We start from the raw sequence: 15,024 nt of genomic DNA, 5'->3' as shown, positions 1-15,024 counted from the left end.
CAACAGTCGGGCGGTGTCGCGCCCGGCTTGTCGCTGAAGCCGTCACCGGTGAAGGCGCGACGGAGCGCGTGGTGCGCCGCGTCGGGATGTACGCCCTGCGTTCCAATGGCGCGTCGGCGGCCCGGATGGGGCAGCGCGCCGGGTGATGGCGGCTCGTGCGTGAAGTCGCGGCAGGGGTCGCCGCAGTGTCCGCCTTCTCCGGTGCCCGTCCCGAGGTCCCGGAGAAAGCGCTTTCTTGCTGTTCTGGTCGCGAGAATAGGGTCACGTCTCTCGAAGCCGCAAGGCTCTGTGCGGGAGCGGTTCCACTTCGCGATGCGGCAGTTGGGGAGTCCACCGCCTTCCGGCGCCCGGTTCGGTGGCGGTGCCGGCCGTCGGCGGACTCCGGCTCCCTCCGGCTTTCAGTGAGCCGTTACCTGATCGACCGGGTACGGCCCCGCATGTGGTGAGGTGAAGCCGGGCGGTTCCACGGGGCCGGGGCCGGGCCGGGTGGCGGAACTCCGGGCCGTAGGTCTTGTGGGCCGGTCGAGCAGTGCCGTCAGCGGGGGAGCGGGGGCGTCCGGGCCCGTACGGGGCAGCGTCCTTCGGGGCGGACGCCCTTGGGGGGCCTCGGGCATCGGGACCCGGCCGCCGAGTATCCCCACGGGGGTGTAGCGGTGTGCCGGTTCGCCGCCCCGCCCCGGGTGCGGGTTCTCGGGGGCATGGACGCTCCTCGCCTGCACGTTGACGACCGTGACGGCCGGCCTCGCGCGGTGCCGTCAAGGACCAGGGCGCTGCCCGAACCGTGGTGCGTCACGTCGGGGCGGCGGGCGTCCAGGGGAGACCGGGGGCTCCTCGACACTCGCGTACGGGTCCCAGGGCCGCAGGGCCCCAGGCCTCAGAGCCGCAGGGCCTCCCGCAACACGCCGCAGGGCGGCCGCGCCCCCTGGCGCGGCCGCCCTGCGCGGTGTCGTACCGCCGTACCGCTACGCGCCCGAGTCCGGGGCCGTGAGGAAGGTGACGGCGCGGTGGAGCACGGACTCGTCACGGAGGACCTTCGTGTGGCCGAGGTCGCGGACCCGCATCAGTTCCGCCTCCCCCCACGCCTCGACCAGTGCCTCGCTGTCGGTGATCGGCGACTCCGGGTCGTTCTCGTCGTGGACGACGAGCAGGCGGCTGGTGAAGTCGCGGACCGCGAGAGCCGGTTCGATGGCGTCGAAGGAGATGCCGAGCCACTCCTCCGCTCGGGCGCGGACCTGCCCGATGGCCTTCGGCGACACCTGCATCACCTCACCGGAGCGGCGCCACAGGCTCGTGTAACTGCTGATGGGGTTGACGAACACGGCCCGCTCCAGCGTGACCCCGCGCGACATGGCGTACGTCGTGGCCGCGGCGCCCAGCGAGTGGGCGACGACGGCGTGGAAGGGGCCGAACCGCTCGTGGGCCGCCTCGACCGCCCTGGCGAAGTGGATGACGGAGGACTCCGCGCCCTCCGACTCGCCGTGGCCCGGGAGGTCGGCGACGACCACCGCGCAGCCCGCCGCGGCGAGCGCGTCCGCCAGGACGGTCAGGTGCCCGGCGTTGCCCGCCCAGCCGTGGACCAGCAGGATCCGCCGCTCGCCCTCGCCCCAGAGGTAGTGGACCACCTTGCCGCCGTCGACGACCTCGACCTCCTTGGCGGCCTGCTCCAGGATGGGCCGGGTGGCGTTCGGAGGCTGCGTCCGCATCGGCGTGAAGGCCAGCCTGCGCAGCTTTTCCGTGGTCTCGGTGTCCAATTGATCGCCCCTTACCTTGTCTCTTCCACACTCCGCAGATGCGCGGAGACGAGCTTCCTGACCTCGGGTGACTCCACGATGTCGAAGTGGCCCGCGCCCTCGACCAGCTCCATGGCGCAGTGCCGCCAGTTCGCGTGCAGTTCCCCGGCGTGCACCGGCGGTACGTGGTCGTCGGCCGTGCCGTGGACGACAAGCCCGGGCACGTGAACCGTCCGGGCGGCCCTCACCGCCGAGTACTCGTCCCACACCGTCTCCCCGAACCTCGCCTCGATCCGGGCGACCACGCCCCGGACCTGGTCGTCGTCGAGGGCGTTCATCTCGGCGAACCGCTCGACCAGGAACATCTTGGCGGGCGGCGACGAGATCGACACCACGGTCCTGGCGGGCACCCCGGCGTGCCACGCGGTCAGGGCCCACAGGCCGCCCATGGAGTGGCCCACCACCGCGTACAGGCCGGTGAGCCGGTCGTACAGGGCGCGCAGCAGAACGCGGATCTCGGCGGGATCGCCCGTGGTGCCCAGCGCCTCCCCGTGCGGCGGCACGTCGAACAGCACCACCCGGTACCCCTGCGCGAGGAGGTCCTCGGCGAGGGCGACCATGCTGCCCAGATGGGTGTTCAGGCCGTGGACGAGGAGGACCGTCGGGCCGCTGCCGCTCTGGAAGTACTTGTAGAAGCGGCCGTTCACCTTGACGGTGTGGGAGCGGCACCGATTGAGGAACGCCTTCGTGAACGGGTCGTGCGGCAGCTTCACGACCGTGTAGAAGCGCTCCACGAGGTCGTCCACGGATTCGGTTCGGCTCACGGCGCGTTCCTCGATCGGTGTCGGTGACTCACTTCGGCCCCTCAGCGGCCGGGCTGCTCACTGAGCGCGGCGAGGCACTGCCGGGCCCGCTCCGGAAGGACGTACTCCCCTTCCTTCGCGATGCGGTCGTACAGGGCCTCCACCCGCTCGTAGTGGTCGTCCAGGTTCTGGTCCAGCAGGTGGTACTCGGACTTGTTGTAGATGCCGAACTGGAGGTCGGTCATCAGGCCGAACGGGTCGATGTCCGCCACCGTCCTGGACCCGCCGAACACCAGGCGCAGGAACTCGTCGACGCTCTCGTAGCCGAGCGTGGCGAGCAGGAACTCGATCGACGCCCACTTGCGCCTGACCTGGTAGGCCCGCTCGTCCGGATCGACGATGAAGTCCAGGCCGCTGGTCATGCCCTTCGGGTAGTGCACCTTGTTGAAGCAGCGCAGGTCGATGGTGAGACGGTCCTTGGTGGTCCGGGGCAGGGTGCTGTCGGCGTGCGCCCGGTAGTTGTCGAAGACCAGCGCGTCGCCCACCCGGCTGTCGCAGTAGTAGCCGGGGGAGGGCTTGTCGGCGTACGTCTTCGCCCAGTACATCGCCATGAGGTAGTCCCGCACTGAGGGCAGGTCGATCTCCGACAGCTTCCCCTCCAGGAAGAGGTACAACGCCTTGTCCACGGCGTCCTTCTCCTCCCCCTCCAGGCCGCACTCGAGCATCTTCTCGTAGACGTACGGGAGGTTCGGGGCCTCCACCTCCGCATCCTCGAAGATCACGAACGGCTGCCGGGTCAGCGGCGTCGGGGTCAGCGCGGTGTGGAAGCTGCGGTACTCGGTGGGGAAACCGAGCCGCTTCTTCACCAGCGACGGGATCTGGAGGGCGATCGAGCTGGCCGCGTGGGTGCCGTACGGACGCTTCTCCGCCGGCACGATGAAGGCGTTCACCACCGCGGTCTCGACCTCGGGGAAGTGCTCGTGGACGATGTCCTGGTTCAGGTCGTAGAAGCGCTTCGCCGAGGGCACGAACAGCACGCAGTTCTCGAACATCGTGGAGACCGGGAAGTAGCTGCCGATCGACGCGGCGGCGAAGCTCTCCTGGATCACCGCCTGGCAGCGCAGCTGGCGCGCCAGGTTCTCCGCCAGGTCGTCGTCCAGGTTCATCCGGACGACCTCCGTGGGGAGCACCTCCGGCTGGAAGCAGCTCGTGTTCAGCGTTCGGCGCGGAGGCAGCCGGGACTCCATCTCCTCCTTGTCCACCTGGTACTTGTCCAGCACCGGCGACAGCTGCTCGGCGTGCGCCGCCGCCGAGGAGTGCAGGAAGGTGCCGGTCTTCTGGTAGGTGCCGGTGACCGTGGCGTCGTCGTCCACCGTCGCGTCTGCCACCTGGGTCGCGTCGCTCATGCCGTCGTGTTCTCCGCTCGGTCCGTCGTGCTGATGCGGTCCACATACGTGCGGACGAAGTCCTCGTCGACGGGCGGGGAGGGGTAGTCCTCCGCGCCGAAGACGGCGCCCCCCACGGGGAGCGCGGCGAACATGTCCGCCAGGCCCTCCGCCGTGAGGCCGTCCACGAGGGCGGCGATCCGGGCCAGCGGGCTCGCCGGATGCCCGGCGGCGAACTCCAGCGCCCGCCGCCGCCACTCGTCGAAGGGCACGATCTCCGCCCCGCCGCCCGCGGCACCGACCATCTCGAAGAAGCGGTCGAAGGCCGGGGCGCCGGAGTTGACGAAGTCGTAGTCCCTGCCGACGCGCTCCAGGTCGTCGGTCATCGCCCCGGCGATGGTCCGGCACAGGTAGTCGACCGGCAGCACCGTCGTCAGGTCGGCGGCCAGCGACGGGAAGCTCCCCATCTGGAGACCGCCGGTGATCAGGTTGTGCAGGAAGTCGCCCCGGTCGAGCCGGAAGTGCCCGGTGCGGGTCGAGGCGCCCACGAACGGCAGCCGGTACGTCGAGGCCCTGGCGCCGCGCCAGCGGGCGGCGGCCACCATCTGCTCCGCCTGCCACTTCGAGGTCAGATAGCCGTACTCCCGGTCGTCCTCGCTCACCTCGTACCCCAGGTACTTGGGCAGCGTGGCGAACGTGGAGACGAAGTGGAACGCCTTGCCGCGGCCGCGCGAGGCCAGACGCAGTGCCTCGTGCGTGCCCACCACGTTGGGGCCGATGTAGTCCTCCAGCGGCCGCATCCAGTCCACCAGGGCACCGGAGTGGCAGATGGCGTCCACCTGGTCGGCCAGGTCGTCGAAGTCCTCCTCGGCCAGGCCGAACAGCGGCTGGGCCAGGTCGCCCACCACCGGGTTCAGCAGCGGCCCGAACTCCTCCTTCCACAGGCCGTAGGCGTCCAGGGCGGCGACCAGGCGGTCCATGGCCTGGCGGGCGTCGTCGGCCCGCACCAGGCAGTAGGCGACCACCTCGGAGGCGAGCAGCTCGTGCAGCAGGTAGGCGCCGACGAACCCGGTGGCGCCGGTCACGAAGACCGCCTCCGGACGCACCAGGGGCCCGGTGGCGTTGTCGAAGCGCAGGTCCGGGTGGAGACAGCCCTTCCGGGCCGTGGACACGTCCGCGCCCGCCGCGTCGGCCTCGGCCGCCCCGGGGGCCGCCGCGCCGGTGGCCGCCTTCGGTGCCTCGTCCAGGCCCGCCTCCAGCAGCTTCTCCAGCAGGAAGCCGGCCAGCGAGACGAGGTGGGGGTGGTCGAAGGCGATCTTCGCGGGCAGGGCGAGACCGGTCAGGTCCGCCAGCTGGTTGCGCATCAGCACCGCCGTCAGCGAGTCGATGCCGATGTCCTGGAGCGGTACGCCGACGTCCACGGCCTCCGGCGAGGCGAAGCCCAGCGTCTTCGCCACCTCCTCGCGTACCACCTCCAGCACCACGGCCGGGTACTCCTCCGGCGCCGCCTCGCCCAGCAGCTTCCGCAAGTCCGTGCCGCCGCCGGTCCGGGAGCGCCCCCCGGCGTTGCCGCTGAGCAGCGCCCGGAACAGCGGCGGGATGCCGCCCCGGTTCTCGTAGTAGTGCTGCACCCGGTTCAGGTCCAGCGCGGCGGCCATGGTCAGCGCGCGGCCGCTCCTGACGGCCAGCTCGAACAGCTCCAGGCCCTCGTCCGGTGCCAGCCGGTCCAGGCCGAGCTGCGCGAAGCGGGCCCGGTCGAACTCGCTGAGCCCGGCGGCCATGCCGTCGCCCTCCCAGGGGCCGAACGCCACCGACGTGGCCGGCAGGCCCTCGGCGCGGCGCAGATGGGCGAGCGCGTCCAGGAAGGCGTTGGCGGCGGCGTAGTTGCCCTGTCCCGGCGCGCCCATGACGCTCGCGATGGAGGAGAACATCATGAAGAGGTCCAGCTCCATGTCCCGCGTCAGCTCGTGCAGATGCCACAGGCCGTCCACCTTGGGCCGCAGCACCGTGCCGAACCGCTCCGGCGTCAGCGCCGTCAGCGCGCCGTCGTCGAGCACACCCGCCGCGTGGACCACACCGCGCAGCGGACGCTCCTCGCCGAACAGGCCCAGCACCGCGGCGACGTCGTCACGCTCGGCCGCGTCGCACGCCACCAGCGTGGCGGTGGCGCCCAGCGCGGCCAGCTCCTCCACCAGCTCCTGCGCGCCGGGGGCCTGAGGGCCGCGCCGGGACGTCAGCACCAGGTCGCGTACGCCGTGGGTGCCGGCCAGCCAGGTGGCCACGCGGCGGCCGAGGTCGCCCGCGCCACCGGTGACGAGCACCGCGCCGTCCGTCCGGACGAACTCGCGCTGCCGGGCCGGGACCAGCACCACCTTGCCCACGTGCCGCGCCTGGGCGATGAAGCGCAGCCCGTCGGAGGCGTGGGTCATGGGGAAGGTCCGCAGCGGCAGCGGCGCCAGCTTGCGCTGCTCGAACAGCTCGGCGATGGACGTCAGCATCCGCTGGGTGAGGTCCGGTCCCGCCTCGGGCAGGTTGTACACGGTGTACGTGACGCCCGGGTGGCTCCGGTCGATGGCGGACTGCTCGCGCACATCGATCTTGCCCATCTCCAGGAACCGCCCGCCGCTGCCCAGCATGCCGAGGCTCGCGTCGATGAACTCGGTGGCCAGGGAGTTCAGCACCACGTCGAAGGGCTTGCCCGGCTCGCCGTCGGCGTCCTTGCCGAAGTGCTGGACGAAGCCCAGGTCACGGGACGAGGCCAGATGGGCGTCGTCCAGGCCGAGCTCCCGCAGCGCCGGCCACTTGGAGGGGCTGGCAGTGCCGTACACCTCGGCACCGGCCAGCCGCGCCAGCTGCACCGCAGCCATGCCCACGCCACCGGCCGCGGCGTGGATCAGCACCCGCTCGCCCGCCCGCAGGCCACCCAGCTCGTGCAGCCCGTACCAGGCGGTGAGGAAGGTCATCGGGAGGGTGGCGGCCTCCTCGAAGGAGAGGTGATCCGGCATGCGCACCACCTGGCGCGCGTCCGTGACGACCTCGGAGGCGAACGAGCCGCGGGCCAGGCCCAGCACGGCGTCACCCACCTTCACCTGCTCGACGCTGCCGCCGACCTCGGTGACGACACCAGCGAACTCCAGGCCGAACGCCGGGATCTCCACCATGCCCAGGGCGTTGAGCACATCCAGGAAGTTCACCCCGGCGGCCCTCACCCCGGCGCGGATCTCGCCCGGCGCGAGCGTCCGCTCCGGCGGCGTCCTGACCGTCAGCGGCTCGTCCAGCCGGCCCTTCGCGGTGATCTCCAGCTGCCAGCGGCCGTCGGCCGGGATCTGGAGCTCCCGCTCCGAACCCGCCCGCAGCAGCTGCGGCACCAGCACCTCGCCGTGGCGCAGGGCGCACTCCGGCTCGGTCTCCAGCATCAGCGCGGCGGGCAGGGCCTCGCGGTCCGCCTGCTCGTCGCCCAGGTCGATCAGGCGCAGGTTCAGCTCGGGGTGCTCGTTGCGGGCCGTCCGCATCAGGCCCCACAGCGGTCCGGCGCCCAGGCCGGAGACCATGTCGTCGGCGCCGGTGCCCACCGCGTGGCGGGTCACCCACACCAGCGGGGTGCGGAACTCCGTACCGACCGCTTCCTGGAGCTGCTCCAGCGCCTTCGCGGCGAACGCGTGGGCCTGGGCCGGGACGTCCGCGTCGGAGTCCCACAGGCACACCAGGCCGTCCAGCTCCTCCGCGTCCTCCAGGTCCCGCACCTTGATCACCTGGATGCCGGCCCGGGTCAGGAGGGTCTTGACCTCCCGCGCCCACGGCACGTCACCGGCCGGGGTCATCATGCCCCAGGAGCCGCCCAGTTCGACGCCGCCGGTGTCGGCGGGCCGCCAGTTCACATCGAACTGGAACCGGTCGACCCCGGCCGCGGCCAGGCGGCGCAGCACCGCCCGGTCCACCCGCCGCGCGTGGAGGCGGTGCAGGCGGCCGACCGGGGCGCCGTCGCGGTCGTGGATGTCGAGCGACGCCCAGAACTCGCCGTCGCCCAGCTCGAAGTCGGCGACCCGCACCCAGATCTCCGACAGGCCCTTCACCCGCAGCGACAGGCGCTCGGCCTCGAACGGCACGAACAGGTCGTCACCGGTCCGGTTCTGGAGCCGCTGCGTCAGAAGCAGCGAGTGCATCGCCGAGTCCAGCAGCGCCGGGTGCAGCACATGACCGGCGGCGGAATGCTCCGCGCTCTCCGGCAGCGCGGCGCGCGCCCACACCTCCCCGCCGACGTGCCAGGCCTCCTTGATGCCCTGGAAGGTCGGCCCGTAGCCGTAGCCGAGGGCGTCCAGGTCGCGGTAGAGGGCGGACGCGTCGAGCGGCTCGGCGCCCCGCGGCGGTACCGCCACCGGGGTACCGGCAGCGGCCTCCGCGGGCCTGATCCGGCCCTCGGCGTGCAGCTGCCAGGAACCGTCCTCGCCCTCGGGCGCGCTGTACACCTGGACGGGACGGGCGTCGCCGACCGCCGGGCCCACGGTGACCTGCGTCCGTACCGGCACCCCGGGGGTGAGCACCAGCGGCGAGGCGATCACCACGTCCGCCAGGTCCCACTCGCCGTCGTGGGCCGCGTCGCCCGCCGCCCGCATGGCCTCGAAGAACGCCGTGCCAGGCATCAGGACCGCGTCCATCACCCGGTGCTCCTGCACCCACACCGGCTGGTCCGCCGCCACCACGTTGGTGAACAGCGCCAGGTCGGTCCCGGCGATCTCCACACCGCCGCCGAGCAGCGCGTGCCCGGTGGGGTTCAGACCCGCGCCGACCTCCCGGGAGAGCGGCGGCTCGAACCAGAACCGCTCCCGCTGGAAGGCGTACGTGGGCAGGGCCACCCGGCCGCCGCCGAACGGCGCGAAGTAGCCGTCCCAGTCGACCGGGACGCCCCGCACGTGCAGTTCGGCCAGCGCCCGCTGGACGACCGTGGCGCCGTTCCCGCCCGGCTTGCAGGACGGCACCCAGGACACCGGCCCCTCGTCGGCCAGGCAGGACGCGCCCAGGCCGGACAGCACCGGCTGCGGGCCGAGCTCCAGGAAGGTGTTCGCGCCCTCCTGGTGCAGGCTGCGCACACCGTCGCCGAAGCGCACCGCGTGGCGCACCTGGCGGACCCAGTAGTCGGCCCGCTCCAGCTCGCCGGGCGCGGCGAGCTCACCGGTCAGGCTGCTGACCAGGCGGAGTCGCGCCGGGCGGAAGCGTACGGTCTCCGCCACGGCCCGGAACCCGTCGAGCATGCCGTCCATGTGGTGCGAGTGGAAGGCGTGGGACACCGTCAGCCGCTTGGCCTTGCGGCCCCGCTCCGCGAAGTGCGCGGCGACCGCCTCGACGGCGTCCGTGTCACCGGACAGGACGGTCTGCGTCGGCGTGTTGAGCCCGGCGACGTCCAGCCTGCCGCGCAGCCCGAGCGCGTCGATCGCGGCTTCCGCCTCCTCGCCACCGGCCTCCAGCGACACCATGGCGCCGCGCGCGGGCAGCGCCTGCATCAGCCGGCCGCGGGCCGCGACCAGCCGGCAGGCGTCGTCCAGGTCGAACACCCCCGCCACATGGGCGGCGGCCAGCTCGCCGATGCTGTGCCCGAGCAGCAGCTCAGGACGTACACCCCAGCTGTCCCACAGCCGCCACAGCGCCACCTGGAGCGCGAACAGGGCCGGCTGGGTGAAGTCGGTGCGGTGCAGCAGCGCCGCGTCCTCGCTGTCCGGGTCGGCCCACATCACCTCCAGCAGCGGCCGCTGAAGACCGGTGAACCGGGCGGCGACCTCGTCCAGGGCCTCCCGGAAGACCGGGTGCACGTCGTACAGGTCCTTGCCCATGCCGGGAAGCTGGCTGCCCTGGCCGGTGAACAGCAGGGCGAGGCAGGGCTCGTCGGTGTGGTTGCCGCTGCGCGCCGACTCCGCGGGCACCTCCCCGGTACGGGCGAAGGAGGCCAGCTTGTCGAGGAGTTCCGCCTTGTCCTTGGCCAGGAGCACCAGTCGGCGGCGGAAGTGGGTGCGGGTGGTGGCCAGGGAGCGGGCCACGTCGCCCAGGCGGTCCTGGATGTTCATGCCCAGGTGCAGATGCAGGCTCTCCACCTGGGCGCGCAGGGCGGCGTCGGTGTAGCCGGACACGACGAACGGCAGCGTGGGCGGCGCCGCCGCCGCGCCCTCGTCGGCGTCCTTCGCGGCGGGCCGCGGCGGCTCCTCGACGATCACATGGGCGTTGGTGCCGCCGATGCCGAACGAGCTGACGCCCGCGCGGCGCGGCACGTCCTTCGCGGGCCACGGGCGCTGCTCCCGGACCAGCTCCATGCCCGCGCCCTTCCAGTCCACCGTGGGGGTGGGCTCGGCGACGTGCAGGGTCCGGGGAAGGGTCTCGTGGCGCAGGGCCAGGACGACCTTCATCACGCCCGCCAGACCGGCGGCGGCCTGGGTGTGGCCGAGGTTCGACTTGGCCGAACCGACCCACAGCGGCTCGTCGCCGGAGCGGCTTCCGCCGAAGACCTCCGCGAGCGCGGTGCCCTCGATCGGGTCGCCCAGCTTGGTGCCGGTGCCGTGCGCCTCCAGGTAGTCGATGTCGTCCGGCTGGAGCCCGGACGCGGACAGCGCGGCGCGGATGACCCGCTGCTGGGCGGGCCCGCTGGGCGTGGTCAGGCTGGCGCTGTGGCCGTCGTGGTTGACGGCGGTGCCGCGCAGCACGGCCAGGATCGGGTCGCCGTCGCGCTGGGCGTCCGACAGCCGCTTGAGGACGACCACGGCGGAGCCCTCGCTCCAGCCGGTGCCCTCCGTGTCGGCGGAGAACGACCGGCAGCGCCCGTCCGGCGACATGTTGCGCAGGCGGCTGAACTCGACGTGCAGCTCGGGGGTGAGCATCAGGCTCACACCGGCCGACACCGCGAGGTCGCACTCGCCGTTGCGCAGCGCGTTGGCGGCCAGGTGGGTGGTGACCAGCGACGAGGAGCACGCGGTGTCCAGGGTGAGGGTCGGGCCCTCGAGACCGAACACGTACGACACGCGGCCCGACATGGTGCCGCCCGCGGAGCCGGGGCCCACATAGCCGTCGAGGTCGGGAAGACCGCCGGCCATGGTCAGGCCGTACTCGTGGTACGCCGACGTCTTGCCGACGCCGACGAACGTGCCGGTCTGGCTGCCGCGCAGCCGGTCCATCGTGTAACCGGCGCGCTCGAACGCCTCCCAGGTCGTCTCCAGCACCATGCGCTGCATGGGGTCGAGCGAGCGGGCCTCGCGCGGGGAGATGCCGAAGAACGGGGCGTCGAACAGGTCGATGGGGGAGGAGACGAACCCGCCCCGGCTGCAGTACGAGGTGCCGGGGACCTCGGGGTCCGGGTTGTACAGGGCGTCGGCGTCCCAGCGGTCCTTGGGGACCTCGACGATCCCGTCCCCGCCGCGCTCCAGCACGTCCCAGTACTCCTCCGGGGTGTTGGCGCCGCCGGGGAGGCGGCAGGCCATGCCGATGATGGCGATGGGCTCGTCGTGGACGGCGCGACGGCGGTCCGGTACGGCCTCCCGGCTGGTCCGGGTCTCCCCGGCCAGGTACGCGGCCAGCGCCTTGACGGTGAAGTGCTCGAACAGCTTGGCGCCCGGGACGGGGCGTCCGAGCAGCTCCTCCAGGCGGGTCTGGACCCGCACGAGCCGCAGCGAGTTGCCGCCGATGTCGAAGAAGTTCTCGTTGACGCCGATCCGGTCGTGGCCGAGGACCTCCGACCAGACGGCCATGATGTCCCGCTCCAGCTCGTTGGCGGGCTTGGCGGCGGTGTCGGCCTCCACCACGGGGTCCGGCAGGGCGTTCTCGTCGATCTTGCCGTTCGGGGTCAGCGGAAGCTCGTCCAGCTCCACGATGAACGCCGGGACCATGTACTCCGGCAGCCGCTCGGCCAGCCAGGGACGCAGCACCCGGTGCAGCGGGGCCCTGGGCGGCTCGCCGGCCGCGGGCGTGTTGGCGTACGCGGCGAGGGCGTCGCGCGTCGCCGCCACGGCGGGCCGCGGGCTCAGGTCGGGGGTCTGCCCGGGCCGCCAGAACAGGGCGTCGCACTCCCAGGTGCCGCCGGAGCGGCTGGGCAGCAGGGCCAGCTCCAGGCCCGCGTCCCGGGCGAGGCCGGCGAGGTCGACGGGGTCCACCCAGGACGTCGGCACCGACGAGGTGTCCGCGCCCATGGCGCCGAGCGCCTCGGCGACCCGGCCGGACACCTCGCGCAGGCGGCCGTTGGGCACGCCGTTGAGGCGGAGCGGGCGGTCGGTGACGGAGTCCAGCTCGGCGCGGAGCGCCACCGGGTCGAGGCCGCCGGCCTGCCAGTCCCTCTCGGCCGCCGGTGTGGCGGGCGGGGCGTCCTGACCGATGTGCAGGGTGACGTCGTAGCGGTAGCGCGTCATCTCGTTGACGTGGCGGCCGTCGCGCAGGGTGACGTCCACGCGGGTGATCTGCGGGAACAGGGCCGACAGGGCGGCGAAGTAGTCGCGGTCGAGGACCAGTTCGCGCTCGGCGCGCATGCCGCGGCGGGCCCGGCGGGCCAGCTCGTCGGCGGAGACGTCGCCGCCGTCCGCGTCCGCGCGGAAGTGCGCCACGTCGGCGTGGAAGACCTCCAGGAGCGACAGGTCGCGGACGTCACCGAGGAACACCCGTCCCCGGGTGACCGCCCTGGTCGCCCACTCCAGCACCGAGGTCAGGTAGTCCACGCCGGGGAAGTACTGGGCGACCGAGTTGATGATCACGGTGTCGAAGGCGCCTTCGGCCACGTCGGGGAGCGCGTGGGCGGCGCGCTGCTCGCACGTCACGTGCGGCAGGGACGCCAGGTGCCGCCGGGTCACCTCGACGGCCGCGGCGGAGGCGTCCACGGCGTGGTAGGTGCGGCAGTGCGGGGCCAGGGCGAACAGCATCAGGCCGCTGCCGGAGCCGATCTCGAAGACGTTCTCCGGCGCGTGGGAGAGGATGCGCCGGACGGAGGCCTGCTGCCAGTCGCGCATCTCGCGGTCCGAGAAGGGCAGGCCGTCGTAGCTGTTGCGCCAGCCCGCCAGGTTGAACGGCGCCTCGGCGGTGACGGGTTCGGCGCCGGAGTCGGCGGTACCGGAGGCGGAACCGGAGTCGGCGTCACCGGAGGCGGCAGGGGCTTCGGCTTCGTAGGCGCGGTCCCAGGCGGCGGCCCACTCGGCCAGGGCGGTGCTCCGGTCCGCCGGGGCCGGTTCACCGGCCGGGTCCGTGTCACGGACGCAGTAGGCGACCAGCTGCTCGTCCCGGCCGACCACCACGGCGCGGCTGACGGACTCGTGGCGGGCGATGGCCGCCTCGACGTCGGCCGGTTCGATGCGGTGGCCGCGCAGCTTGACCTGGCGGTCGGTGCGCCCCAGCAGGGTCAGCCTGCCGGGCTCGGTGAAGCGGGCCAGGTCGCCGGTGCGGTAGAGGGTGCCGGGGTGGAAGGGGTTGTCCGCGAAGCGGGCCCGGGTCTGCTCCGGGTCGCCGCGGTAGCCGCGGGCCACGCCCGCGCCGCCGACGCACAGCTCCCCGGGGAAGCCGAGCGGTACGGGCGACAGGTTCTCGTCGAGGACGTACACCTGGGTGCGGTCGACCGGGCCGCCGATGAGGATGCCCTCCTCCTCGTCCCGGGCCGTGACCTGCCAGACCGTGGACCACACGGTGGTCTCGGTGGGGCCGTACATGTTCCACACCGAGCCCGGGCCTCCGGCGGCGAGCAGCCGGTCGGCCAGGCCTCGGGGCAGCGCCTCACCACCGCAGAGGATCTTCCGCAGCGTGGGGGTGCCCTGCCAGCCGCCGTCCAGCAGCAGCTGCCAGGTGGCGGGGGTGCCCTGCATCACCGTGATCGCGTGCCGCTCCAGGAGCCCGCCGAGGGCCTTGGCGTCCTGTGTCTCCCGCGCCTGGGCGATGACCGTGGTCGCGCCGCACAGCAGCGGCAGGAACAGCTCCAGCACGGAGATGTCGAACGACACGGTGGTCACGGCGAGGAGCCGGTCGCCGGCGTCGCAGCCCGGCCGTCCGCGCATGGCGGTCAGGAAGTTGCCCAGCGCCCCGTGGGTGATCTCGACACCCTTGGGGCGGCCCGTCGAGCCCGAGGTGTAGATGACGTACGCGAGGTCGTCGGCGCCCACCTCGACCGTCAGGTCCCCGTCGTCGCCCGGCTCACCGCCCGGCTCGACGCTCACGCAGCGGTCCTCCCACGCGGCGAGCGCGGCGGGCGCGGCGGCGGGGGTGACGATCAGCCGGGGGTCGGCGTCGTCGATCATCTGGCGGACGCGCTCCACCGGGAACCTGGGATCGACGGGCACATAGGCGGCGCCCGTCTTCATGACCGCCAGCAGGGCCACGACCAGCTCGATCGAGCGGTCCAGGGCCACGCCGACCAGATCGCCGCGGCCCACGCCGCGGCCGGTCAGCGTACGGGCGAGCCGGTTGGCGCGGGAGTTGAGTTCGGCGTAGGTGAGGCGGGTGTCCGCGCAGACCAGGGCGGTGTCCTCGGCGTGGGAGCGCGCGGCCTCCTCGAGAAGCCGGTGCAGGCCCTGTTCGGGAAGCCCGGCGGCGGAGCCCGTGTCGTTGAACTCCAAGAGCAGGAGGGCGTGTTCGTCCGCGGTGAGGAGATCGGCCGCGGCCACGGGCCGCTCGGCGGCGGCGGGGAGGCGGTGGCACCACGCGGCGAACTGGTCGGCCAGCCGGGCCACGTCGCGGGCCCGCAGGCGCGTGGCGTCGTAGTGGAAGGTGACGAGCGCGTCGCCGTCGTCGCCGGGCCGGATGTGGAGCTCCAGGCACGGACGGTGGCCGCCCTGCCCGCCGGTGTCGCGGGTGCCCCAGGAGACCAGCACGTCCGGGGTCAGCGCGCCGCTGTTCCAGCGCTCACGCAGCGCCTCGTCCCGGCCGACGGCGTCGCGGCGGAGCCATCCCCGCTCCTGGCCGAGCGTGAACTCGCGCCGCAGTGCCCGCAGGCTGTCGGCGACCGTCGCGTCCGCGTCCACGCGGCACGGCAGGGGCAGCCAGGCGGCGAACAGGTCCCGGTGCGCGGCGTCGACGCCGTCGCGAGGGGCCGCCATGGCGAGGCGGACCTCGCGCAGGCCGCTCGCCCGGCCCAGGAAGACACCCAGCGCTCCGGCGAGGTGC

General features: G+C 73.1%; 4 protein-coding genes. All 4 read right to left on the bottom strand.

The window, feature by feature from the left end; genetic code table 11:
- Positions 1–962: 962 nt before the first annotated feature.
- The 4 genes from J116_RS05250 to J116_RS31200 are packed head-to-tail and all read right to left on the bottom strand — an operon-like array spanning position 963 to position 14,957.
- Entirely contained in the window at positions 963–1,751 is a 789-nt protein-coding gene (locus J116_RS05250; protein ID WP_023586040.1) for an alpha/beta hydrolase, read from the bottom strand.
- A gap of 11 nt (positions 1,752–1,762) precedes the next feature.
- Positions 1,763–2,554 carry an alpha/beta fold hydrolase gene (locus J116_RS05245; protein WP_139140464.1) on the bottom strand — a complete coding sequence of 264 codons (792 nt, stop codon included), beginning with the start codon at positions 2,552–2,554 and terminating at the stop codon, positions 1,763–1,765.
- Positions 2,555–2,595: 41 nt separating this feature from the next.
- Entirely contained in the window at positions 2,596–3,939 is a 1,344-nt protein-coding gene (locus J116_RS05240; protein ID WP_023586038.1) for a hypothetical protein, read from the bottom strand.
- A complete protein-coding gene (locus tag J116_RS31200; RefSeq protein WP_023586037.1) occupies positions 3,936–14,957 on the bottom strand; it encodes a type I polyketide synthase in 11,022 nt (3,673 codons plus the stop codon). The genes J116_RS05240 and J116_RS31200 overlap by 4 nt, the downstream gene beginning before the upstream one ends.
- Between the last annotated feature and the right edge of the window lie 67 nt (positions 14,958–15,024).

This window comes from Streptomyces thermolilacinus SPC6 (assembly GCF_000478605.2).
GTDB lineage: Bacteria > Actinomycetota > Actinomycetes > Streptomycetales > Streptomycetaceae > Streptomyces > Streptomyces thermolilacinus.
Note: the sequence above shows the minus strand (reverse complement) of the source record. Positions and strands in the feature narration are given on the sequence as shown.